At 51.0% G+C, this 21,800-nt stretch carries 27 protein-coding genes and 1 riboswitch; of the genes, 18 read left to right on the top strand and 9 right to left on the bottom strand.

Annotated features, from left to right (window positions below; all coding sequences use genetic code 11):
• Positions 1–10: 10 nt before the first annotated feature.
• Genes C7820_RS21385 through C7820_RS21375 form a run of 3 tightly spaced genes read right to left on the bottom strand, consistent with a single transcriptional unit; the run spans position 11 to position 2,348 of the window.
• Entirely contained in the window at positions 11–1,060 is a 1,050-nt protein-coding gene (locus tag C7820_RS21385) for a hypothetical protein (RefSeq protein WP_116232767.1), read from the bottom strand.
• 13 nt (positions 1,061–1,073) lie between these two features.
• A complete protein-coding gene (locus C7820_RS21380) occupies positions 1,074–1,778 on the bottom strand; it encodes a hypothetical protein (RefSeq protein WP_116232766.1) in 705 nt (234 codons plus the stop codon).
• Between the two features lie 18 nt (positions 1,779–1,796).
• Positions 1,797–2,348, bottom strand: coding sequence for a hypothetical protein (locus C7820_RS21375; RefSeq protein WP_116232765.1), 552 nt, complete (start codon positions 2,346–2,348; stop codon positions 1,797–1,799).
• Positions 2,349–2,518: 170 nt separating this feature from the next.
• Here C7820_RS21375 and C7820_RS21370 point away from each other — a divergent pair, with 170 nt between their 5' ends.
• Positions 2,519–2,716, top strand: a complete 198-nt coding sequence (locus C7820_RS21370; protein WP_258875339.1) for a hypothetical protein — start codon at positions 2,519–2,521, stop codon at positions 2,714–2,716.
• On the opposite strand, the gene C7820_RS21365 is transcribed toward C7820_RS21370, so the two are convergent.
• Complete coding sequence (locus C7820_RS21365; RefSeq protein ID WP_116232764.1) at positions 2,709–3,566, bottom strand: ATP-dependent DNA ligase; 858 nt, start codon at positions 3,564–3,566, stop codon at positions 2,709–2,711. The genes C7820_RS21370 and C7820_RS21365 overlap by 8 nt on opposite strands.
• An 85-nt stretch (positions 3,567–3,651) precedes the next feature.
• On the opposite strand from C7820_RS21365, the gene C7820_RS21360 reads away from it, so the two are divergent.
• The 11 genes from C7820_RS21360 to C7820_RS21315 all read left to right on the top strand — a co-directional run bounded on the left by C7820_RS21360 (position 3,652) and on the right by C7820_RS21315 (position 10,886).
• Entirely contained in the window at positions 3,652–3,993 is a 342-nt protein-coding gene (locus tag C7820_RS21360) for a LexA family transcriptional regulator (RefSeq protein ID WP_147306295.1), read from the top strand.
• Between the two features lie 11 nt (positions 3,994–4,004).
• A complete protein-coding gene (locus tag C7820_RS21355) occupies positions 4,005–4,340 on the top strand; it encodes a YolD-like family protein (protein ID WP_116232762.1) in 336 nt (111 codons plus the stop codon).
• Between the two features lie 398 nt (positions 4,341–4,738).
• Positions 4,739–4,855: a YjcZ family sporulation protein gene (locus C7820_RS33700; protein WP_208837126.1), complete on the top strand. Its 117-nt coding sequence runs from the start codon at positions 4,739–4,741 to the stop codon at positions 4,853–4,855.
• Between the two features lie 260 nt (positions 4,856–5,115).
• Positions 5,116–5,226 carry a sporulation protein YjcZ gene (locus C7820_RS21350; protein ID WP_105445680.1) on the top strand — a complete coding sequence of 37 codons (111 nt, stop codon included), beginning with the start codon at positions 5,116–5,118 and terminating at the stop codon, positions 5,224–5,226.
• Positions 5,227–5,409: 183 nt separating this feature from the next.
• Positions 5,410–6,264, top strand: coding sequence for a manganese catalase family protein (locus tag C7820_RS21345; protein ID WP_116232761.1), 855 nt, complete (start codon positions 5,410–5,412; stop codon positions 6,262–6,264).
• A 114-nt stretch (positions 6,265–6,378) separates the two neighbouring features.
• Positions 6,379–6,801: a CBS domain-containing protein gene (locus C7820_RS21340; RefSeq protein WP_116232760.1), complete on the top strand. Its 423-nt coding sequence runs from the start codon at positions 6,379–6,381 to the stop codon at positions 6,799–6,801.
• Positions 6,802–6,938: 137 nt separating this feature from the next.
• A riboswitch (Fluoride riboswitch) is annotated at positions 6,939–6,999 on the top strand.
• A gap of 135 nt (positions 7,000–7,134) precedes the next feature.
• The gene (locus C7820_RS21335; RefSeq protein ID WP_116233120.1) at positions 7,135–8,466 is read left to right on the top strand and encodes a voltage-gated chloride channel family protein; all 1,332 of its coding nucleotides are present in this window, start codon (positions 7,135–7,137) and stop codon (positions 8,464–8,466) included.
• 131 nt (positions 8,467–8,597) lie between these two features.
• Positions 8,598–9,044 carry a spore coat protein gene (locus tag C7820_RS21330; protein ID WP_116233119.1) on the top strand — a complete coding sequence of 149 codons (447 nt, stop codon included), beginning with the start codon at positions 8,598–8,600 and terminating at the stop codon, positions 9,042–9,044.
• 221 nt (positions 9,045–9,265) lie between these two features.
• Positions 9,266–9,736, top strand: coding sequence for a 2-thiouracil desulfurase family protein (locus C7820_RS21325; RefSeq protein ID WP_116232759.1), 471 nt, complete (start codon positions 9,266–9,268; stop codon positions 9,734–9,736).
• A gap of 90 nt (positions 9,737–9,826) precedes the next feature.
• Positions 9,827–10,051, top strand: a complete 225-nt coding sequence (locus tag C7820_RS21320) for a phage holin (protein ID WP_076172832.1) — start codon at positions 9,827–9,829, stop codon at positions 10,049–10,051.
• A 187-nt stretch (positions 10,052–10,238) separates the two neighbouring features.
• Positions 10,239–10,886 (top strand): pyroglutamyl-peptidase I, encoded by a 648-nt coding sequence (locus tag C7820_RS21315; RefSeq protein WP_116232758.1) that lies wholly within the window; start codon positions 10,239–10,241, stop codon positions 10,884–10,886.
• Between the two features lie 72 nt (positions 10,887–10,958).
• Here C7820_RS21315 and C7820_RS21310 read toward each other — a convergent pair whose 3' ends face one another.
• Positions 10,959–11,630, bottom strand: a complete 672-nt coding sequence (locus C7820_RS21310) for a DUF6022 family protein (RefSeq protein ID WP_116232757.1) — start codon at positions 11,628–11,630, stop codon at positions 10,959–10,961.
• Positions 11,631–11,747: 117 nt separating this feature from the next.
• Here C7820_RS21310 and C7820_RS21305 point away from each other — a divergent pair, with 117 nt between their 5' ends.
• The gene (locus C7820_RS21305) at positions 11,748–12,458 is read left to right on the top strand and encodes a TetR/AcrR family transcriptional regulator (RefSeq protein ID WP_116232756.1); all 711 of its coding nucleotides are present in this window, start codon (positions 11,748–11,750) and stop codon (positions 12,456–12,458) included.
• A gap of 29 nt (positions 12,459–12,487) precedes the next feature.
• On the opposite strand, the gene C7820_RS21300 is transcribed toward C7820_RS21305, so the two are convergent.
• Entirely contained in the window at positions 12,488–13,177 is a 690-nt protein-coding gene (locus C7820_RS21300) for a class I SAM-dependent methyltransferase (protein WP_116232755.1), read from the bottom strand.
• A gap of 284 nt (positions 13,178–13,461) precedes the next feature.
• On the opposite strand from C7820_RS21300, the gene C7820_RS21295 reads away from it, so the two are divergent.
• Positions 13,462–13,554: a sporulation protein YjcZ gene (locus tag C7820_RS21295; RefSeq protein WP_084203986.1), complete on the top strand. Its 93-nt coding sequence runs from the start codon at positions 13,462–13,464 to the stop codon at positions 13,552–13,554.
• 341 nt (positions 13,555–13,895) lie between these two features.
• A complete protein-coding gene (locus tag C7820_RS21290) occupies positions 13,896–15,350 on the top strand; it encodes a SulP family inorganic anion transporter (protein ID WP_258875338.1) in 1,455 nt (484 codons plus the stop codon).
• 97 nt (positions 15,351–15,447) lie between these two features.
• Here the strand turns inward: C7820_RS21290 and C7820_RS21285 are convergent, their stop codons facing one another.
• On the bottom strand, positions 15,448–15,999 hold the full coding sequence (locus tag C7820_RS21285; protein ID WP_116232753.1) for a GNAT family N-acetyltransferase: 552 nt from the start codon (positions 15,997–15,999) through the stop codon (positions 15,448–15,450).
• Between the two features lie 191 nt (positions 16,000–16,190).
• Here C7820_RS21285 and C7820_RS21280 point away from each other — a divergent pair, with 191 nt between their 5' ends.
• Positions 16,191–16,907 carry a glycoside hydrolase family 73 protein gene (locus tag C7820_RS21280; protein ID WP_116232752.1) on the top strand — a complete coding sequence of 239 codons (717 nt, stop codon included), beginning with the start codon at positions 16,191–16,193 and terminating at the stop codon, positions 16,905–16,907.
• 15 nt (positions 16,908–16,922) lie between these two features.
• On the opposite strand, the gene C7820_RS21275 is transcribed toward C7820_RS21280, so the two are convergent.
• Complete coding sequence (locus C7820_RS21275) at positions 16,923–17,261, bottom strand: L,D-transpeptidase (RefSeq protein ID WP_116232751.1); 339 nt, start codon at positions 17,259–17,261, stop codon at positions 16,923–16,925.
• Between the two features lie 92 nt (positions 17,262–17,353).
• Here C7820_RS21275 and C7820_RS21270 point away from each other — a divergent pair, with 92 nt between their 5' ends.
• Together C7820_RS21270 and C7820_RS21265 are read left to right on the top strand one after the other, a co-directional pair.
• Positions 17,354–18,346: a polysaccharide deacetylase family protein gene (locus tag C7820_RS21270; protein ID WP_116232750.1), complete on the top strand. Its 993-nt coding sequence runs from the start codon at positions 17,354–17,356 to the stop codon at positions 18,344–18,346.
• 594 nt (positions 18,347–18,940) lie between these two features.
• Positions 18,941–20,485 carry an HD-GYP domain-containing protein gene (locus C7820_RS21265; RefSeq protein WP_116232749.1) on the top strand — a complete coding sequence of 515 codons (1,545 nt, stop codon included), beginning with the start codon at positions 18,941–18,943 and terminating at the stop codon, positions 20,483–20,485.
• A gap of 98 nt (positions 20,486–20,583) precedes the next feature.
• Here C7820_RS21265 and C7820_RS21260 read toward each other — a convergent pair whose 3' ends face one another.
• The gene (locus C7820_RS21260; protein WP_181909146.1) at positions 20,584–21,729 is read right to left on the bottom strand and encodes an ABC transporter permease; all 1,146 of its coding nucleotides are present in this window, start codon (positions 21,727–21,729) and stop codon (positions 20,584–20,586) included.
• Positions 21,730–21,800: the final 71 nt, after the last annotated feature.

Raw genomic sequence — 21,800 nt, 5'->3', positions numbered from 1 at the left:
AAAGGCCGGCTCATCTTTTATTAAAAAACCATTCTAACTGTGAAATCTCATCTAAAGTAATCTCGTTTTCTGAACATAACTCGTTAATTGCTCCGAGAGCCCACAGTTTTCTAGCAGCAGCTTGATGTCCGGTAGTCCATTTATCATCATCCTTTTCGGTGTTATACGCAGTTCTCAGTTCAGGTAGAATACCACAGAATAATGTTAATGTACCGGTTTCAAGATTTTCCTCAAATGCTTCTAGTTCACCCGCCACACCGTTCATTGCTGAACTATAATTATCAACCCAACATGCACCGTTATCAAAAATAATAAGGTTAATATGCCCACCTTCAAAAGAAATAGTTGTTCCAATTTTGTCAACTCTACTATTTACACCGAGACCAGTCTTAGACACGGCTTCGTCTAAAATGTTTGCTCCTTGACTTTCGTGACGCACATCAGAACGCTCTGTCCCTGTTTGAGCAAGGAAACGAATATCACTAATCTCCATTTTCACTAGTGAAGTTTCAACAATTTGATTTTCTTTGCTTATCAACCAGTAGAAAAAATCACTAGTGAAATTATAATTTGGAATATCTTTGAGATGAACCTTTTGCCATTGTTTTTGTTCTTCAGTGGCGTGTCTGCCGTGGCCCATTAGCAGTTTGCGAATACTGCTTACTTTATATTCAGATCCAGAAACAATAACATAGACACGACCAATATATTCAAAGAAAAAAACGGGTAGCTCATTATCTGATATTCTATACTCCCTTGGAAGAACCGTACCGTTTACTATTGCTTGGTTAAGTCCCACAGTTGTTTCGAAATAAGCCTTAGCCGGTATATATCTGAAAGTGGTATCAAATACCTCAATTTCTTGAACCTCAAAACCTTGATCGGGTTTATATTCTCTCCAGCGGTTCATTAATGTTCTGTCGAAACTTGAAATACCGGGCCGATCGCTTAAGTAATCGATAGGTTTGTTGTAATTTAATGTCATTAACTCTGAGACGCTTTCGATATTAATACTGGGGTCAAGAGCCCATAGTGATAATTTTATATCCTTGCCTGCCATTGTTATAATCTCCTTAATCCCATTTGAAGTTGACCATATGAATTGATTTTGAGTTATCAAATTTTATCAAACAAGTAATAAACCAGGGGATATTTTTCATGTTGGATTGTATAAGTCTTGGAGTAATTGCTAGAGTTTCATTTGTGACCATATTAACTCTATCTTCATGAATTATGTATAGACAACCCTTACTAAAAACTCCTGAGTTAACATTAGAAATTATACTAGAAAGGTAAGATGAAAGATTAAGAGTGAAGCCTGTTGTTGTTTCTGAAATGTCATTCCTTAAAGGTGCTTTATCTGCTTCTACAAGAACTCCGGGTGAACTTGGCTCTATTAAAAGTATTAAGTTGAATTTATTTACAATTTTCAAAGCTAGCCAGCCCCAAACGGAGCTGTTACGGCTGATAATTACGTTAAACTCAACTTCTCTCTCATGTTCCTGAGTTTTTCTCTTTCCTTTAATAGAAAAATTAGTTTTGTTTTCCCTGAAATGTTTGTTTTCTTGTGTTACTATTACTGCAACTGGTCTAGTAATTAAGGATTTAAATATGGACATAATAAAAAAGAAAAATCCTACGCAAAGAAAAAAACCAAGCTCTTTCACTTTATCGGTAAACCAGGATTCGTTTCCCCACCATATTCTCATTAAAAAATAAAAAAGAACTAATGTAATAGCATCCTTAATTAAGGTTCGAATAATAGATCCGCGCTCCATTTATAAAGCTCCCTTCATTCAGTGAAGTCTCTCGGAATCATTAGGGAGATAAACACCAGATAAAAGTCCTATTGGTTCTGTTGATATTACATTAGGAAGTTTGTTTTCGTCGGTAGTATCTATAACAAGAACACCATCTCTAGAAAAAGTAATGTTGTGATATGATTTAATATTATTAAATCTAAATGTTATTTGTTCTATGTCTCTTTCAAATTCAAACCTTTGGTTTTCAACAAATTCATTTAAATCATCGTAGGATTCTGATCGTAGAATTTGAATAAGTTCCTCATGCTCCTCTTCTAATAGCTCATCTGTAAAATCAACTTTAATTATTTTAATATCAAGGAGGGGAGCTGTAGAGAGCAATAAATCAAAATTATTTTGTCTTACTTCAAAAGGGCGGATATTCCCATCTTTAAAAAAGTCGCGTATGTTTGCGTCTTTCCAGTAGTGACGGTCTAAACCAACCAGATTCCATTTATCTGAAAAGTAAAAACCACCAACATACATTAAATATTCTTCCTTAATATGATCTGAAAGAAGTCTGTACATATACAACTTTTTGCTCATAAAACTCCCCTCCTTTTGTCCTTTATTTAATCAGTTCGATTATTGCATACATTATTGGTAATTTCCATTATTTATTGTACTTACCCAAGTTTCAATATTTATTTTTTATTTAAATTATGCTTTTATGAAATAAATAACACAAAAATGATAAATAAGGTTGGCGATAAATTATGAAGAATGTATTGAAACCATTACATTCCCCAATACAGTTATACACTGCAAAGTTAGATGGTACAGATGTCGCTGTATTTATTGGGGGAGAAATGGTTGGCAGCGGTAAAATTGATCAAATAACGGATTATACTGTTAAAATCGCTGGTGAATTCTATGTTCGAGATGCATGTACGTTTAAATATGCCTTTAGATAATAAACCTTGTAAAAACTGGGCTCCGTAGCAATCCTGACTTGGTCCAGTTTCGCATTTTAACCTCGGCACGTATCCGAGGCTCTAAATAAATAAAGTTTTTGTCTTCCCCTAAGATAATACTCTTGGTAACTCCATAAAAAGCTTTTTTTTCTTTTGTGCCAGGCCCGTGCTCAATAATCCCAGTCGAACGGAGCCTGCCGGCTCCATCCGGGACTGCAGTAAGCCATCCAAATTCCTCTTTACAGTATCCCGTAATAAACACTTCCGCATACGACCAATTAATGACCTTTTGCCAGGCGTCTGATCTTCGGCTGACGTACTGGCTATTTTTGCGCTTTCCGACCATGCCCTCCATGCCCCAAGCTCTCACCTGCTCGAAAAGTTCATCCCCAGCGCCTTCGATGTAGGGTACCACTCCAAAAGATGGGCCTGGTAAGGCCAGGTTGCTTAGGATTGCCTTTCGCTCCATGAGCGGCAGCTGACGAAGGTCGCGGCCCTTATATTGAAGTACATCGAAAATGACGAACGTTGCCGGTTTAGTTTGACGAAAGCGTTCAATCTTATCCGTCCTTTTTGCTTGAAACCTCGTCATGATTTCCTCAAAGTCCGATATGCCAGTGGCAGGATCGACGCATGCTACCTCGCCATCCAGAATAATGTCATCATCAAACGGAAGCAGCAGCTCGGGATACTGCCGGCTGCAGTCGTTATTGTGCCGGGTATATAGCCGGATAATTCCGGATTGCTGCGAATATATAAGTCGGTGTCCGTCCACTTTGGGCTCAAATATATAGTTTGAATGTGAGAACGGCCCTGGTGCGGTTGCGAGTAACATAGGCTCAATAAACATAAAAACACCTCTTTCCGTAATTATAACTTTCCACCAGTGCTTAATCAGGAGGTAAGTTTTGGGGACGTGCAGGGGAATATTTACATTGATTAACGAACGTATGTTTGGTTATAATTTTGGAGAACGAATGTTTGTGGGAGGGATTGAATTGCTAAAGGACTCCGAACGAAAACTGCTGCGGATCCTGAGTAATTATCTGTCTAGGCATAACAAACTGCCGACGCTGGAACAACTGGAGACTATGGCAGGCAAGCGTAAAGATCAAATCATTCAGGCACTAATGGAGCTCGAAAAACAGGGATTCATCCGCTGGGAGAACAAATCTTCGGTGGAGTACGTTGTTATCTTACAAGCATGGGAGAACGGGATGTCTTCGATTAAAAGCCCCAACATAAGTCGCGGAGCTGATTACTGGACAATGTATTGAGGAGGGGGAAAATGATGAGCAAGAAGCTAACCGATAACGGATTGTTTGATAGCTCCAGAATGATGCTGCCGCAGCATAAAGAGGAGATTCTGAAGCATCAGCATGAATTGAACCGAAATAATAAGCCGGTCATCGATGAGCAAGAATGGCAGCTGATCGGTGAAGTATTATCTGCATCATTTAACCAACATGTTCGAGTTACCTTGGAGCTGTTCGACCCATTTGAGACAAAGACAGTCTCTGGTTTTGTGACGGTCATCAACACCTACAGAAATGAAATCAAGTTGTGTTATGATGACGAATGGGAATGGATTAATTTCGGCGATATCATTGCTGCTACTACATAAACAAAAGGTACCTCCAGAGGCCGGAGGTACCTTTTTCTTTGCTGGATTTACTTCTAACAGAACTTCTAACCAAACTTCTAACGGCGTGCAAATACCAATCAAACCTTAGAAACCCGACAACAGCATAATTTGCTGTAAAATTAAGCTTTGCAAACCTTAAGAAACCTTATCGATTCTTACGGTGTCGCACTCGTAATGCGTAGGTCGGGGGTTCAATTCCCTTCACCAGCATCCTTCATAAGCCTTACAGGACGCGGGTTTCCGGATTTCGGAGACCGCGTCTTTTTTGTTGATTTGGGCAATCTTCTACCATTTTTCTACCTTTAAGTGCGTTTACCCATACAAAATAGTGGAATACACATATTGTAATATTAACTTCTGACAAAGGAGGGACATGTATGAGCGACGGTGTTGTTGGTGGCGTAGGATACGGTTACGGTTTGCACAGCAATGTAGGTGCTATCCTGGTCCTCTTTATTCTTTTGGTAATTATCGTTAAGGCATTCTGTTGGTAATAAAAAGTCAGGAATGAGGAAGCCCCTGCTGGCAAAGTGCTGGCAGGGGCTTTTTTATTTATAAATAAAGTAGTTTCTTACTATCTAGGTCCGTACAGGTTGGTTACTAGGGTAGCACGTGTTGTGCTAATCCCGTCAGCCCGCCGTGGGCTCTCTCGAGACTGAGAAAAATAGTCTTTTAAACCGCTGACTCTGTCCACAACGCGGAAAGGTTTCTTTCATAGAATAAAACTGATCCTATGAAGAAAGGGGAATATCACATGAGCGAAGTTGGTGGAGTTGGTTATGGTGGCGGCTGGTCGACGAGCGTCGGCATCATTCTCGTCCTCTTTATTCTGCTTGTCATCATCGCGAAAACTTGGGGATATTAATTGCTGAACGGTCCTTAGCCTGCCTGATCGATCCGGAGGCATGAGACCAACACAAGCGAAGCGCAGTGATCCGTTATGGATCCTGCGCTTTTTTCATATAGAACGTAACCCGTGCATAATTTCCTGTCCCCGAAGCCACAATGGGTAGGATACGATTTGCTGAGAATTAGGAGGTACCACCCCATGTATTTTTATAAAGAAGACCTGATTAACCTGATCGTACCGGACAAGCCCGATCCCAGCGCCGCCAAGGTGATGCAGGAAACGCTGGGCGGACGCTTCGGCGAAATGCGCACGATGATGCAGTTCTTTTTCCAAAGCAACAACTTCCGCGGGAAAGACACCCAGTTCCGCGATCTGATCCGCGGCGTGTTTTTGGAGGAAATCAGCCACGTCGAGCTGGTGCAGCACACCATCAACCAGCTTCTTACCGGCTCGGGCGCGGAAGGTGCCGGAAATTCGGGGTCGGACGGTGCGCCGCTGGATGAGGCGATCAAGCACGCCAACCCGCACCATTTTATTATGGGAGCCCAAAGCTCGCTTCCGGTCGATGCCGCCGGCAACCCGTGGAACGGCAACTATGTGTATGACCACGGCAACCTGATCAGCAACCTGTTGGACAACCTGGTGCTGGAATCGACAGGGGTGCTGCAAAAATCGCGGATTTACGAAATGAGCACCAACCAGACGTTCCGCGAGACGCTGGCCTTCCTGATCGTACGCGACAATGCGCATCAGAACGCCTTCGCCAAGGCGCTGGAAACGCTCGGTGTCAATTGGGCCAAGCTGTTTCCGGTACCTAACTATGACATCAACAAGTATCCGGAATGCCGCAAGTATGTCGATATGGGCTTCCATAACGCACAATTTAACTTCCGGTTGGACAGTACCCGAATCGGCGAAATTTTCAGCGGACAAACGCCTAGCCGTAACGGCGGGGAGCTGAGAGTGATCCAGCCGCCGGAGGGCTTCCCGGTACCGATGATGCCTGAGCTGGCCGATGAGCACAGCCCTGGGATCACGGATATGAATCGTTAAGGCTGACAGCCTGCCCCAGATTTCTATAGTTCCTAGTACAGCGTCCCAAGCCTGAATAATCCCGGTACCCCTGGGTAAAATACGGGGGATCATTCCAAGAGGAGGTAAACAGCAATGACGATGGTTCGCGACGTAATGACCAAAGACGTAAAGGTATGCGCACCCCATGATTCGGTCACGGCTGCGGCGCAAATCATGCGCGATGTCAACTGTGGATCGGTTCCGGTCTGCGAAGGCAAAAAAGTGGTAGGTATGATTACCGACCGCGATATCGTGCTGAACTGCGTAGCTGCGGGTAAAGACCCTAGCAGCGTACACTGCCATGACTGCATGACAAGTGATGTCATTTCGTGCTCGCCGGACACCGATGCCCACGAGTGCGCGCAATTGATGGCAGACCATCAAATCCGCCGCATTCCGGTTGTAGAGAACGGAGAAATGGTAGGGATCTGCGCAATTGGCGACCTGGCGACGATGAACATCCACATCAACGAAGCCGGCGATGCGCTCAGCCAAATTTCTGAACCTCTCCATTAAGAGGACGGCTCTGCAGGGAAACTAGTTCGCAGCAGAAGCACCCGTAAAGCGAAAGCGCGATACGGGTGCTTTTTCGTCTAGTGTGACGTTCAGATTTTCTGTTGACTTCAGGCCAATCGCTCATTACAATAATTTGTAACAACATAGGCGATGGAGTTCGCCTTTAACCGCCCGTGAGCTAATGACTCCTACCAGTGCAGACACTGGTAGGAGTCTATTTTTTTGCAGACACTCCGGCACCGGGACAAGCAGGGGAGCGGTAATTTGCCCCTGAATGAGGAACAATAGGAAATACATCATAGCTGGGGGGAAACCGCTGTAATGGGAAAACGGATGACGAGGGGAAAACGCAGGTTATATGTATACGCAGGCAAATTCATGCATCTCGCGCTGCTTGGCTATATCGTGAAGTGGTCGGTCATCGGGAGTCTGGTGGGGGTACTCACAGGCTCCGGATCAGCCTTGTTTCTGGCAGCGCTGGATGCCGTTACGCAGCAGCGTCTGCAGCACCCATGGCTCCTATGGCTGCTTCCATTTGGGGGAGCCTTGGTGAGCTACCTGTATTGGAAATACGGCAAGGACGCGTCCAAGGGCAACAACTTGATACTGGAGCAGATTCATAACGGTGGCGGAGCTATTCCGCTGCGCATGGCTCCGCTCGTCCTGTTCGGAACGATTCTGACCCATTGGTTCGGCGGCTCGGCCGGACGGGAAGGAACGGCGGTGCAGATGGGGGGAAGCTTGTCGGAATGGATTGGCAAGAGACTTCGGCTGAGCCCCGCCGACCGGCGCATCATTCTAATGTGCGGCATCAGCAGCGGTTTTGGCTCGGTCTTTGGGACGCCGCTCGCCGGAACGGTCTTCGGGCTTGAGGTGCTTACGCTAGGGATGATCCGTTACGAAGCGCTGTTTGCCTGTTTTGTGGCGAGCTTTATCGGGGATTTGACCACAAAGGCCTGGGGAATTCATCATATTCACTATTCCGTAAACACGATTCCGGCGATCACGCTGATCACGGTGCTGAAGGTCGTGCTCGCGTCGATGGTGTTCGGCCTGGCCAGCATTTTGTTCAGCGAGCTGACGCATTGGCTGAAGGCGCGGTTCACCGGCTGGTTCCGGAATCCGGCGGTGAAGAGCTTCGCCGGGGGCTGCATCCTGATTGCCATTGTCTATGCATTCGGCACAAGGGAATACCTCGGGCTTGGCCTTCCACTGATCGGCGATGCTTTTGAAGGGACGGCGCCAAAGCTGGCGTTTCTCTGGAAAACCGTGTTCACTTCGATTACGCTTGGGGCCGGATTTCAAGGCGGAGAGGTGACTCCGCTCTTCGTCATCGGCGCAACGCTGGGCAGCACGCTGGCGGACTTGCTCCATCTAGCGGTGCCGTTTATGGCAGCCCTCGGTTTTATCGCAGTGTTCAGTGGTGCGACCAATACCCCGATTGCCTGCTTTATTATGGGGATCGAGCTGTTTGGTTCGGGGAATTTGGTATACATGTTCATCGCCTGCGTAGTCAGTTATTATTTTTCCGGGCATACCGGCATCTATGTGTCGCAGCGGATTGGGGTGTCCAAGTCCAGGCTGCTGCGCCTGCCGGAACAAGCGACGCTGGCTTCGGTCCGAGGGAAGAAGGGAAGGCAGAAGGGGAAAAGGGAGCGCGCCTAATTTTTTTGGCAAGACATCTTCCCCTCTGGGCGCCCTGGGCATATGCTATCCCATCATCGATTGGAGGGATTGCATTGTCTTCTGGAAAGAAAGCCCAAGTAAAACACTTAGCATGGCACGAAACGTTGGAAATGCATGAGCTGGTAGCAGCACAGTCCAACGACCTGATTTGCCTGAAAATGGACATCGGCAAGGTCACCGATCCGCAGCTGCACGCTCTGTATAAAGAGGCTATTATGAGCCTGGAGCAAAACATAAAGGACCTGCTGCAGTTTTACCCGCAAGCACCGATCCCGGCAGCGAGAGGCGGCAAAGCCGAAGCGGCAGACATGACGGGCTTTTATACCGGCCATTTGCTGGGCAAGGCCAAAGGCTGGGTTCGCAATTACGCGCTTGCGATTACGGAAACGGCAACACCGGCCTTAAGGGATGTTTTCGTTAAGCATCTGAACAATGCGATTAAACTCCATGCCAAGGTTTTTGATTTTATGGAGGAGCGTTCGCTGTACCCTGCTTACGATCTGGAGCGGCTCCTGGCCAATGATATGGAAAATGCGAAAAAGGCGTTAAGCATGTAACATCTGCACCGCTTGGGGCAAGGGGAAAAAGAGATATCGAGGAAAGTCCGGGAGCCTGGTCCCGGGCTTTCCTCGTTTTTCTGCCAAATCCTACACCGTGAAGACGGGCCTCCCCAGCAGTTCGCTTATACAGTATACTTTCATTAAAGTAATAAATAGTTTACGTGGACCGAATAAATAGTTTACGTGAAACGGATTAACAGTTCAGGAGGTGAATGGGTGTGATTATGGTCAGTTCTTGTCTGGCCGGACTGAAGGTCCGCTATAACGGAACGGACAGCCTGAATGACGTGATTCAGCAATTGGTGGAGCAGAACAGGGCAGTGACGGTCTGCCCCGAACTGCTGGGGGGATTCGTCACCCCGAGAGAGCCTGCGGAGATCGTAGGCGGTGATGGGAGGGACGTGCTGGAGGGCCGGGCCAGGGTTGTTGAGAAATCGGGCCGGGACGTCAGCGGTATGTATATTCAGGGGGCTCACCGGACGCTGGAAAAAGCCCGTGAAGTCGGTGCGTCCATGGTGGTGCTCAAAGAGTACAGCCCCTCCTGCGGAAGCGCCATGATTTATAACGGTTCCTTCGCCAATGAGAAGGTTGCCGGCAGCGGAGTGACGACCGCCCTGCTGGAACGGGAGGGCATTCGGGTGATGTCCGAAGAGACGTTTCTGGAGGCGCTGGACTCAGGGCTTCTCTAAAATCGCTGGCATCGCCCCTCCATCCCGTAAAAGTTTCGGACAAGTTTGCCTGGGCGGATGAATATATATGACCTTAAAGGAGGTCATATGATGCTCAAGAAGAAACGGTTTCGCAACTATGCGCTCTGGATCAGTATGGTCTCACAGGTGCTTCTGCTGGTGCAGCTGATCGGCCATCTCACAGGCGCGTTTGAACTGTCGGATATGAAGCGGCAAGAGCTCGTGGCGGCCGCGGACCTGGTGCTCGGAATTTTGGCGACGCTGGGGATTATCTCCAACCCGACCAAGCCGAACAGCGGCGGATATAATTTGTAGACGGGAACCCTGCCGTGCAGCCGTCAGCTGCCGGGCAGGGTATTTTTTTGCCGAATTCCGGTTTCCACTTAAAGCAGCTGAATCCGCGGGGAAGCAGCATCCCTTCTCGGCAGCAACGATTTCAGGTAGGAACGATCCGTCCCGTTTGATATGATGGAAGGAAAGACTTGCCGGGAGGAGAAGCTTCATGAAAATACTGGTATCAGGATTTGAGCCCTTTGGCGGAAATGCGGTCAATCCGACGGAGCAGCTCGTGCGGGATATCCGAGAGGAGACGTTTGCGGAGGCCGAGATCCGGACGGTTCTGCTTCCCGTACACTATGACGAATGCGCCGAAAGGCTGCTTGAGGCGGTGCGTGACTTTCAGCCGGACGCCGTAATCTGCTGCGGTCTGGCCGCAGGCCGGACAGCGGTAACGCCGGAGCGGATCGCCGTGAACGTCAAGGACGTGGCGCCGGAAGCGGCATACGCCGACAACAAAGGGGAGAGACCGCAGGATCTGCCCATTAATCCGGCAGGACCGGACGGATTGTTCTCGCGGCTGCCGATCCGCGAGGCCGTGAACCGGCTGAAGGCGGAAGGGATTCCGGCTGCCGTGTCCGAGTCGGCCGGCACGTTTATTTGCAACAACACGATGTACGCCGTGCTGGATTATATCCGTGAGCAGAAGCTGTCCACGCTGGCGGGTTTTGTTCATTTTCCGGCCTCCACGGAAATGGCGCTGCAGAAGCCGGGCCTGCCTTCGCTGCCGCAGGAAATGATGCTGCAGGCGCTGCGCGTGATCATCCATGCGACGATCGATGCGGCAAAGCAGCAGCGGCAGCCCGCGGTGTAACGGGTACCGCTCACCGCCTGACACCTCCAGGTGCTTGTTCAAAACAAGCACTTCGGGGGTGTTTTTTTGCTGTTATTGCCCTTCGCCGGCTTGCTGAACCGGACGCTTGAAAAAACCGATCAGGCGGTCCTGATGCGGTACGATCTGTACAAGCTCCCAGCCATGGCGCCCCCACGAGGACAGCGCATAATTAAAGTCCACCGCCGTATGGCCGCGATATGATTGCACGTATTCGAGCAGCCCCGCGTCCGTCCCGTATTCCCATTCCAGCGGCTCGTCGCCGGCGGAATGACGGTAACGCAGGGGGAGTCCGCTTAGGCGCACGCCTGTGGTGCAGAGTGCTTGGAGAATGGCTTCTTGCTCCGTTTCTTCCAAGGCTAAAAAGCGCGGCGGCTGCGGGAGATGAAACTGGGCGTGAGAATGGAAAATTTGCAGCACTGCCGTACCGCACGGATTGCCGGTTTCGTCTCTGACCACATACCATACGCATCGCTCACGCTCCTCGGGCGGGCCCCAGTTCTCGACTGACTCCGACAAGCGGAATCCGGCGGAGACCTCGTATCCCGACTTCCGCACCTCCTCGCAGATCGGACCCATCAGCTGTTGAATATAGACGCCGTAGGCGCGGTCGCCGAATTCCGCAAACATGCTGCTGAGTTCCGCCGCATGCTCTTGAAGAATCGCCTCCCAAATTTCGCTCAGGTGCCGGTTCATGGACCGGACTACCGAATAAATTGGATTCATATAAAACTCCCTTCACATCGTAAAATTTGCCCATTAATCTAATGGTTTTAGAATAATCTAATGGGATTAGAATAATGGCATATGCTATAATTGTCAAGTGAAAAGGAGGGCTCTTCGATGGCCAGAAAACGAACGGTGCCCCAGCATCCCTTCTCAGGCACGGGGGAACAGGAGGAGCTGCACATTCCACTAGACCGTGACCGGATTGTCTGGACGGCGCTCCGCGTGTTGAACGAATTTGGCTTGAAGGAGCTGAGCATGCGCAAGATTGCCGATGAGCTCCAGGTAAAGACCGCTTCCCTGTATTATCATGTGAAGGATAAAGAACAGCTGCTCCAGCTTATCGGGGATAAAATAAGCGAAGAAATGGACAGGCCCGACCCGGACCTGCCTTGGCAGGAACAGCTGATCCAGTGGGGCCATGCATTCCGGCGCGTACTGCACCGCTACCGTGATGCGGTGGACCTGTTCAATGGCGGCATCGCCATGGGGTACCACCGTCTGCTGCAAATTGAAAGACTGTACCAAATTTTTGCATCGGCCGGATTTGCGGATGTTCACATCCCGTGGATGGCATCCATGGTGAAGAACCATGTGCTCGGCTTTGTGGCCGAGGAGGTGCGGCTGAAGGGGATGGCCGGTTCCGGCGAGGAAGCCCAGGCTCAGCTCAGCGAGGAGTACGCCCGGTTCTTCCGCAGTTTGCCAAGGGAGAAGTTTCCGAATATGATCCGGCTGGCTTCCCATACGACCGGTACCGGATGGCAGGAGGAATTCGAATTCGGGCTGGATGTCCTGATGGGCGGCTTCCGGCAGAGGCTGACCGACTGATCCGGCGCTAAGCAAAAAAATCAGGGGGACTAGGAAGTCGGCCCTGATTTTTTTCCGTAAAACACCGCGAAGTCCAAATACTTGTACATACAGTCCACGTCTTCAAAGCCGGCCTCCTCCATCCACTGCATCTGGTCGGCGGCGGTAGCGTTGATATCCAGGCTTCTGCGTTCAATCGACGCCTGAATGGCTTCTTCCGGCAGACCGCTTGCCCTGATTTCTTCCAGCCAGCGTCTCCGGTAATATACGTCCGCCTGGTCGGTATGGCCTTTCACCTGATCGGCATTGACAAAGATGCCGCCTTCATTCAGCAGCCGATGGATCGTGGCGAACAGCTGCCTTTTTTCCGGGTGGGTCAGATGGTGAATGGAGAGGGAAGAGACGACGGCATCGTAAGTTTGCGTAAACGGATAACTGCTGTAATCCCCGGTAATATAATCTACATTGGGTGCCCCGTGGAACCGCCGGCGGGCCTCCTGCAGCATGCTGTCGCTTAAATCCATCAGCGTAAGCCGGGCCTCGGGGTATTTGAGCAGTACCATGCTGGAGAACAGGCCTGTTCCGGCCCCCAGATCCAAAATACATGGAGAAGAATTGCCGCACTCCACCAGGGACAAGGCCATCCCGTAAAAGTCGTCGAAGCAGGGAATCAGTCCCCTCCGCTGCCGGTCATAATCCTTTGCATTGGCGTCAAAAAGCTTGATCACAGATCTGTCCATCACCATTCTCCTTTACCCGTGGATTGTTGGAATTGACTTCATTGTACCGGCAGTCCGTTCATTATGGAAATATATAAACTGTATTATACTTATAGGTATTTCCTATATCTTTCCTTCCTCGGATCAGCATTGATAAGCTCGAGAGGGTTGTGGTGGCAAGGTCCTTTAACCTCGGGAACATCGCGCATTTTCATAGGGCAAATGGACTTGAATGATATTTGTCCAAACCGATTCACCTTACGCGGCATACGATAGAGTATAAACAGGAGAGAGGGGGAGAAACCATGAGTGGTGTAGGAAACCCATTTACCTCAACGGGAGCCATCCTGGTTCTGTTTATTCTGCTCGTCATCATTACCAAATCCTTTATTTATTAATCCATGGACCCAAGCGGTCCTTGGGCAGCGAAGCTCCCGCCCTCCGGCGGGGCTTTCGTCATTTCATAAGAAAGGCAGATTCCGCAGTATATACATATGGATTGAAAAAGGAAATACCGACGAGTAAATGGGAGAATGGATTAGTATACAGAGGGAAATAGCGCATACATGCAGTTTTGGGTTCGGACGATTATAACGCTATAATGAAAAACAGTGAACCATCGGACCCGGCGAACCTGAGAGTGGGGAGCCCGCTTGAACCTCTCGCAACATTTCATGAACGGATAGCAGCACGATCAGCCCTACAGATACAACTTTATATCCACAGGAGGGATTATTTCTTGTTTTTGAACTGGATCAAACAAGGCTTCTTTAGCAATGTCAGAAAAGATATTTTGTCCGGTCTAACCGTTGCCTTTGCGCTTATTCCCGAAGCGATCGCGTTCTCTATTATGGCCGGCGTGGATCCGATGGTCGGTCTCTACGCATCCTTTGTGATTGCCGTCAGCATTTCGTTTTTCGGCGGACGCCCGGGGATGATTTCGGCGGCCACCGGTGCCATGGCATCCTTGATGGGACCGATCGTTGCCAAGTACGGGATTGAGTATTTGTTTGCGACCACAGTGCTGACCGGCATTCTGCAGTGGATCATGGGGGCGCTGAAATTCGGGCGCTTCATTACATTTATCCCGCAATCGGTCATCGTGGGCTTTGTTAACGCGCTGGCGATCGTTATTTTTATGGCGCAGCTGCCGAATTTTGAAGGGGCTACCTGGATCATGTACTTGATGGTGGCCGCGACGCTGCTGATCATTTATCTGTTCCCGCTGCTCACCAAAGCAGTGCCTTCAGCGCTTGTCGCCATTATCGTCATGACGATCATTTCGGTGCTGACCCATGCCGATGTCCGTACCGTTGGCGATATGGGTACCATTACGCAGTCGCTTCCCGCATTTCATGTTCCGACGGTTCCCTTGTCGTTTCATATGTTCCTGACGATTTTGCCTTACGCGCTGGCGCTCGCGGTCGTTGGCATGACCGAGACGCTCTTGACCGCCAACCTGGTGGATGAGCTGACCGATACCGGCAGCAACAAAAACCGCGAGATCAAGGGGCAGGGCATCGCCAACATCCTCACCGGCTTTTTCGGCGGGATGGCCGGCTGCGCCATGATCGGCCAGACGGTCATCAATGTGAAGTCGGGGGGCCGCTCCCGGCTGTCGACCTTTATCGCCGGTGCCTTTCTGCTGTTCCTGATCCTCGTGCTCGGCGATGTCGTCAGACAGGTGCCGATGGCGGCGCTGGTGGGCGTTATGATCATGGTGTCGGTGGGCACGTTCGACTGGCATTCTTTACGAACGATGAACAAGGTGCCGCTGGGCGACACGATCGTCATGGTCGTGACCGTCGTGATCGTGGTGGCCACGTCCAATCTGGCTATCGGCGTTGTGACCGGAGTCATTCTGAGCGCTCTGAATTTTGGGTGGAAAATGGCACGGATTCAAGCGCAGACCCATATCGATGAGCATGGGGTAAAGGTATACGAAATCAAAGGGCAGATGTTTTTCGGAACGATGAACCATTTTGTGCATCTCTTCCATTACCAGGAGGATCCGGAGCAGATTGCGATTGACTTTTCCCATTCCCACGTTTGGGATCAGTCGGGCGTGAACGCCGTGTCCAAGGTGTTGGCCAAGTATGAGGCGCTGGACAAAAAGGTGTCCGTCCGGGGATTGAATCCGGAGAGCCAGCGTATTATCGACAAGATTGGCGTAGCCTCGGTATCGTCCCATTAACCATCTCGTAAAACCTGCATTTTATATACGATAGGAGAAAAGCCTTCCGGCATGCCGGAAGGCTTTTTTGCGTAGTTATCCGCTTGAGGAGCGAATGCTACCTCACTATTTTCTCATAAATATTAAACCCGCTCTCATGCTGGCCCTTCAGCGTAAAGCCGGCCCCGCTGTACAACCGGTTCAAGCCGGGGTTGTCGGCAATGCAGTCGAGACGGATTCGGTCTTTACCCTGGAACCTTATTCCGGTCAAGGCCCAGTGCAGAATGGCGCTGCCAAGACCCGTCCCCCCGAATTCGCGGTCAATGGCAAGCCGGTGCAGATAGACGGAGGTATCGTGCCCATCCTCGCCCCACAGGTTGCGGTCCCATTCGCTCGCATGCTGCTGGAGGATGACGATGGCGGCAAGGCGCTCCTCCTTTTTGAACAGGAAGACGTCCCCTCGCAGGACCGCCTCGTCGATATGATGTCTGTCCTCGCCGGTCAGCAGCTGATTCCACTGCTTGGAGCCTATGCTCTGAAGCCATTGCGCCGTTCGAAACAGCAGCCCCTGCGCGGCTGCGACATCTTCCGGACCGGCCTGAACGGCACGGATTTCCGGGGTAACCCACTCCTGATTGATGATAAAATGATCTGCTTTTGCCTGCTTCATACATCCACCCTCCAAGCGTTACATATGTTCTTATTGTAAGAAGCCGTGAAGAATTAGGCAAATGCCTCACACCGGAACGGTCCGGATATGTTTTACGTGACGCGGACGCTCGGATACGGGGTGGCGACAGCCGCGTCCAAGCCGTTAACAAGCGGTCAACATTGTATGTACCAGAGTTAGGAGGGAGGATTATGAAAAAACAAAATTTTATCGCCATCATGGCACCGTTGGCTGAATTCGACCAGCTGCAGTCGGGTGTACCGGCATCGCTCACGATCGCCCAGGCGGCCCTCGAATCCGCCTGGGGTACGAGCGAGCTGGCGGTGAAGGCCAACAATTTGTTCGGCATCAAGGGACAGGGCACCGCAGGAAGCATGCGCCTGCAGACCACCGAGTACGTTCGCGGCGTGGCCGGCCGGGTGATAGCCGACTTCCGCGCGTACAACAGCTGGGCCGAATCGGTATCCGATTACTCAAGCCTGCTGGTGAACGGCGTGTCCTGGGACCGTGACAAGTATGTCGGCGCGCTCCGCACAGACGGGCGATCGGCCGCCGCCGCGATCGGCGCCGCCGGTTATGCCACGGACCCGGAGTATGCAGATAAGCTCATCCGGATTATTGACCAGTATAATCTGGACCAATACGATGCCTGGAAGGAGGGGGCGCATATGACTCCTGAGGAAAAGGCGGCATTTAGCGAGCTGCAGAACACGGTTGCGAAGCAGGCAGAATGGATCAAGCAGCAGCAGGCGCTGTTAAGCATGCCCTGCCCGGACTGGGCAAAGGAGGCTTACCGCTATTACAAGTCTTATATTGCAGATGAAACGGGAAGTTATGATTTCTGGCGGCAGCTGGTGATCCAGTACCGTAAGGAAAAGGGAATCAAGGTCGTTTCGGATCAAGATTGACGGCACTTACAGCGATTACGGCCGGATGGTCACCCTTGTATTCACGGGAACGTAGGAAGACAAATCCAGCACATCCTCATTGTGCATCCGGATGCAGCCGTGGGAGACTTCCCGTCCGATGGAGGCGGGATCATTGGTTCCGTGAATACCGTAATGGGGCTTGGAGAGACCCATCCAGAGCACCCCGAACGGTCCGCCGGGATTTTCCTGTTTATTGACGATCGTGAATTCTCCGGTCGGGGTTTTCGTCACCATTTTTCCGATGCCTACGGGATAGGATTTGACGGTCTGGTCGCCATCCAGCAAATATAACGTGCGGTCCGACAGGTCGACGATGATCCGGTATTTTGGCATTTGCATCACTCCTTGTTTCCAGAGTATGTTTATAGGGCGGGGAATGCATCCCTCTGCAAGTGAATTTATGGAACGAAGGGGATTGGAACGTGATGCTGAGAAAAAAAATTGTCCTCTACTGCACCTTTTCTGTGCTTGTGCTGTTCGCGGCGTTTTTCGTCTGGAGGCAGGGCCCTTATGTGTATCATCTGGTTCGTTATCCCGGAAGGCCCCACATCAAAAAGGAAGAGAGCGGTGTTCCGGCTTACAGCTTTATTTCCACCAGACCGACGCCAGGTGCGGTGTATTATAAAAACAAAGTCATCACGCTGATGTACCATGATGTCTCCCCGCGTCCGATTAATGACAAAAGTCTGGATACCGCTGTATTCGAGGAGCAGCTCCAGGCCATGAAGGCGAACGGATTTCATTGGATTACGATGGAGCAGTACGCCGACTTCGTCACCCGGCATCAGCCGGTGCCGGACAACGCCGTGCTGATGACGTTTGACGACGGCTATGAGACGTTCTATACCAATGTGTTCCCGATCCTGAAGAAGTACCACGTGCCGGCAACGAATTTTCTGATCGTGTCGACGGTGGGAAATCCGAAGCATCCCGGACTGCCGAAGCTGACCTGGGCCCAGGTCAAGCTCATGCACCGGAGCGGTATCGACTTTTACAGCCATACGTTTGATTCGCACGCTTACGCTTATGTACGCCCCGAAGGGAAAACCCATGACAGGCTGGAGCCGATGCTGATGGGGCCGGAGCATAACAAAACCACCGGGCATGTGGAGACGGAGCAGGAGTATATCCGGCGGGTGAAGGGTGATTTAACCCGGGCGGATCAAATCCTCCGGAATGAAATCGGCAACCGCCGCGATATTCTCGCTTTTCCCTACGGCGGCTATACGCAGCAGGTGTTGGATCTCTGCCGCAATCTCGGCATTCAGGTAGTCTTTACCGTCAAACCGGGAATCGACGGCCCCGGGCAGTACATGGGATACCGGGTCAACGCGGGCGGCATGGACAATAACCCGATCGCGCTCATTGAATCGATGAAGCATGCGGAGTCGCTCCGCGGATACAGCAAAGCCGGCTAAGCCTCCTGACGAGAGAAGGAAGTGGCAGTAAGCCGTAAATACATTGGAAAATATGGATAACCCCCCGGACATTTCTCCGGGGGGTTTGGCTTTGGCGGCGCTGCGGCCGCCTCATATATTTAACCCCTGACAGCCGTTCAAGGCTGCAGTCTGGTTCCTTGTTCTAGTTCGTTAACAGAATAATGACTTCCAAAACAACAAAAGCCCTGCCTCTCTTTTGTCCTTGCGGCTCCGATGACCGCGCCAGCGTGAATCAGAAATAGCATCTTAAATCTCATACTTCGCATTGGGTTATTTCAAAATAGGAAATTAAGTCTTCGAGGTTGAAGATTTATTCTTTCTTGCGGGGAACGAAAAGGGTTAAATGAAGTTATATTAATATAATTTATCACATATTGTTAATAAATGCAATAGGAAATTATATCGCCCACCAGACTTGTATAAATGTGCAAAAGCACCATTTCATACGGAGGGATTTTATGATAAAAGTTGGTTTTTGTCGCAGGTTCATGTCACATTTTGGGATGGAATAACCGATATTCTTAATAGTGCTGCGCCGAACGGCCTATATTGATGAAAAAGGAAGGCTGGCTTATGGATACCGATTCTACCCGTTTGCAGGGGGTTGCCCTGTATTACGCTTTTCGGAACAAATTGGTACGGAATTATATTTTCGGATCGCTATTCGCGGTATGGATCGTGGGCAGCGCTCTCGTTCTGACCACGATCAGCATTTCTCCGGAGGAGATCAAACGGCTGGCGATCATCTTTGCTTGCTCCATGGCGGTCATGGTCGCGGTGGAATCCTGGGTATTCACGCGGCACGTTCGGCCGATCCGGCAGGGCTTGTTCTGCCGGACCTGTACGGTTCAGACCATTGAAACAGCCTACCGGCAGGCACATAAGCTGCCGCAGCTGGCGGTGTTCCGGATTCTGGTCCCGCATTTCCTCGGGCTTGCCATACCTGCGGCCGGCTTGACGCTGTGGCAGATGAGCCGTGGCCTTCTTCATTTTCCGCCGATTTATGTTGCGGCTGCGGTAGCCGGCGCCTTCCTCGTAGCCAGCATGCATGCAATGATCGAGTTTTTCCTGACGACGGCGACGGTCCGGCCGCTGATGGAGGAATTTCACCGGCTCGCCCAGGAAACGCACCGCATTGAGCTGAATCCGGAGGGGCATGTCGTCTTGTCCATCCGTCCGAAGTTTCTGCTCAGCGCCATGCTGATCGGTACCTCCCCGCTCCTGCTGTTCACCCTGGCTGCCCAGATTCGGCTGGGCAATTTAAACGAGGAAATGATGACCGGGTACTGGGGCTGGGCGGGGCTGATCCTGCTGGTCGACATCATTTTTACGTATACGGGTGCCAGGCTGTTGACCCATGAGGTGGAGCGGCCGATCTCCCATCTATACGACGCCATGAATCATGTCAAGGACGGCCGGCTGAAGACGGTCCAAAACGTGTATTCGGACGAGTTTTCCCGGCTGGCCACCGGCTTCAACATGATGGTCCGGGCGCTTCAGTCGCGTGAAGCCCAGACAAGGGCGATGCTGGACAGCTACTTTGTGACCCTCGCCGTTGCGCTCGATGCCAGAGACGCCTACACGGCAGGGCATTCCTTGCGGGTGGCTGAATATTCGGAGCTGATCGGGCGGCTCAGCCGGATGACGGAGGAGGATATCAACGTGATCCGCCAGTCGGCGCTGCTGCACGACATCGGGAAAATCGGTATCCGGGACACCGTCCTGTTGAAGGAAGGGCGTCTGACGGAAGAGGAGTTCGACCAAATCAAGGCCCATCCGGTGCTTGGCGAGACGATTCTGAAGCAGATCGAGCCGAAGGATGCTCTGGCGCCGCTCCTTCCCGGCGTAAGGTCCCATCATGAGCGATACGACGGGAAAGGGTATCCGGACGGACTGGCCGGGGACGATATCCCGCTGCTCGGGAGAATTATCGCCGTAGCCGACGCCTTTGATGCGATGACTTCGGATCGGCCATACCGTAAAGGCATGGATGTCGCCAAGGCGCTGTCCATTCTCGAAGAGGGTGGAGGGACGCAGTGGGATCCGGAATACGCCCGCATTTTTGTCGATTATATGAGAAATCAAAGGTTGGAAAAAGCGGCAGGCGACGATACATAAGCGATGACCAAGGTTCGGAGAGCAAGAAAACCTCCCGGCCGTGAAGGATGACTTCCGGCCGGGAGGTTTTTTCGTCGTTTGGAGCGTTTGATAAGGAATCAGTTTGCAGCCGAGCGCAGGAACCCTGGCAGACGGAAGAATGCAACCAGGAGGCCGGCGGCCCCGAACGTCAGGAGAATGAGGGCAGGTCCCGCAACGTCGCCGAGATGGGCGCCATGGGCGATAATGTTCTGCAGCGAGTGCAGCGCCCAGTACTGCGGCAGAAAGTGCCCGACGGTCTGTACGGATTGCGGAAGCAGATAGGACGGTACCCACAGGCCGCCCAGCATGGCACCACCCATGGCAATGACCTGGGTGATGACCATGGCGGCTCCCTCGCCGGGCACCAGGAAGGATAAGCCGAGCCCGATGCCGGTTCCGCAGATGCTGAGGCTGAGCACAATCAAGGTAAGGGCGGCGACGTCGCCAAGCTTCACATCATAGACGAAGTGGCCGAAGGCGAACAGGACGACACACTGGGCGATAACCGTCAGGATGAAGGGCACCCACATCCCGACCAGGTATTGCAGCGGCTTTACGCGTGTGCTGCGAATGCGGGACAGAAGGCCGGTCTTCTTTTCATCAAAGAAGCGGCGGGCCATCGTGATCATGATGTAGAAGACGAACATAACGGTCATGCTGGGGACCATGGAGTCCATATAGCTGATATGGTCGGACGTCGTCGCCACATCTTTAATCTGGATCGGGGAGGCCAGCGCCTGCTCTGCCTGCTCCTTGGAATCTCCCTTAGCCAGCAGGACATCCGTCAGCTTCTGCTCGCGGTATTGGCTGGAAATGCTGCTGAGGATCGCCTGAATCGGCGCAAGCTCGGTCTGTGCGGTGGGATCCTGGTACAGCTGGATATCCGCGGGACTGCCTTCCTTCATGGCTTTTTCGAATCCGGCGGGAATGACGAGCATGGCCGAGAACTGGCCCTGCTTCATTCTGTCGACCTGGTCGTCCAGGCTGGATGCCGATTCCAGCTTCACGTCCATAATCCCCTGCATTTGCTTCACAAAGGCTTGGGACGCGGCGGATTGATCCTGGTCGATGGTGCGGATGGATACGGAGGAACTGTCGCCTCCGCCGCTATTGAAAATCGTACCGAACATGGCGATGAACAGGATTGGCATCAGCAGCAGGAAGAAGAAGCTTTTGCGGTCTTTGCGGATCAGCCGCAATTCTTTGATAATAATGGCTCTCATGGGTTTTGCTCCTTTGCTTGTTAATTTCTTTGTTTGTTTCATACGATGAACGATTTATCACCTTAATGAGT

Origin of the sequence: Paenibacillus sp. VMFN-D1 (assembly GCF_003386155.1) — a bacterium.
Taxonomy (GTDB): Bacteria; Bacillota; Bacilli; order Paenibacillales; family Paenibacillaceae; genus Paenibacillus_AQ; species Paenibacillus_AQ favisporus.
This window is presented reverse-complemented; position numbering and strand designations above follow the sequence as displayed.

Coding starts and splice junctions, on each gene's coding strand:
- C7820_RS21350 (WP_105445680.1), top strand. CDS start 5,116: ATGAGCGAAGTTGGTGGAGTTGGTTATGGTGGCGGCTGGTCGACGAGC.
- C7820_RS21340 (WP_116232760.1), top strand. CDS start 6,379: ATGACGATGGTTCGCGACGTAATGACCAAAGACGTAAAGGTATGCGCA.
- C7820_RS21345 (WP_116232761.1), top strand. CDS start 5,410: ATGTATTTTTATAAAGAAGACCTGATTAACCTGATCGTACCGGACAAG.
- C7820_RS21260 (WP_181909146.1), bottom strand. CDS start 21,729: ATGAGAGCCATTATTATCAAAGAATTGCGGCTGATCCGCAAAGACCGC.
- C7820_RS21285 (WP_116232753.1), bottom strand. CDS start 15,999: ATGAAGCAGGCAAAAGCAGATCATTTTATCATCAATCAGGAGTGGGTT.
- C7820_RS21270 (WP_116232750.1), top strand. CDS start 17,354: ATGCTGAGAAAAAAAATTGTCCTCTACTGCACCTTTTCTGTGCTTGTG.
- C7820_RS21335 (WP_116233120.1), top strand. CDS start 7,135: ATGACGAGGGGAAAACGCAGGTTATATGTATACGCAGGCAAATTCATG.
- C7820_RS21375 (WP_116232765.1), bottom strand. CDS start 2,348: ATGAGCAAAAAGTTGTATATGTACAGACTTCTTTCAGATCATATTAAG.
- C7820_RS21280 (WP_116232752.1), top strand. CDS start 16,191: ATGAAAAAACAAAATTTTATCGCCATCATGGCACCGTTGGCTGAATTC.
- C7820_RS21295 (WP_084203986.1), top strand. CDS start 13,462: ATGAGTGGTGTAGGAAACCCATTTACCTCAACGGGAGCCATCCTGGTT.
- C7820_RS21315 (WP_116232758.1), top strand. CDS start 10,239: ATGAAAATACTGGTATCAGGATTTGAGCCCTTTGGCGGAAATGCGGTC.
- C7820_RS21355 (WP_116232762.1), top strand. CDS start 4,005: ATGATGAGCAAGAAGCTAACCGATAACGGATTGTTTGATAGCTCCAGA.
- C7820_RS21275 (WP_116232751.1), bottom strand. CDS start 17,261: ATGCCAAAATACCGGATCATCGTCGACCTGTCGGACCGCACGTTATAT.
- C7820_RS21380 (WP_116232766.1), bottom strand. CDS start 1,778: ATGGAGCGCGGATCTATTATTCGAACCTTAATTAAGGATGCTATTACA.
- C7820_RS21370 (WP_258875339.1), top strand. CDS start 2,519: ATGAAGAATGTATTGAAACCATTACATTCCCCAATACAGTTATACACT.
- C7820_RS21310 (WP_116232757.1), bottom strand. CDS start 11,630: ATGAATCCAATTTATTCGGTAGTCCGGTCCATGAACCGGCACCTGAGC.
- C7820_RS21320 (WP_076172832.1), top strand. CDS start 9,827: ATGCTCAAGAAGAAACGGTTTCGCAACTATGCGCTCTGGATCAGTATG.
- C7820_RS21300 (WP_116232755.1), bottom strand. CDS start 13,177: ATGGACAGATCTGTGATCAAGCTTTTTGACGCCAATGCAAAGGATTAT.
- C7820_RS21265 (WP_116232749.1), top strand. CDS start 18,941: ATGGATACCGATTCTACCCGTTTGCAGGGGGTTGCCCTGTATTACGCT.
- C7820_RS21305 (WP_116232756.1), top strand. CDS start 11,748: ATGGCCAGAAAACGAACGGTGCCCCAGCATCCCTTCTCAGGCACGGGG.
- C7820_RS21365 (WP_116232764.1), bottom strand. CDS start 3,566: ATGTTTATTGAGCCTATGTTACTCGCAACCGCACCAGGGCCGTTCTCA.
- C7820_RS21330 (WP_116233119.1), top strand. CDS start 8,598: ATGCATGAGCTGGTAGCAGCACAGTCCAACGACCTGATTTGCCTGAAA.
- C7820_RS21385 (WP_116232767.1), bottom strand. CDS start 1,060: ATGGCAGGCAAGGATATAAAATTATCACTATGGGCTCTTGACCCCAGT.
- C7820_RS33700 (WP_208837126.1), top strand. CDS start 4,739: ATGAGCGACGGTGTTGTTGGTGGCGTAGGATACGGTTACGGTTTGCAC.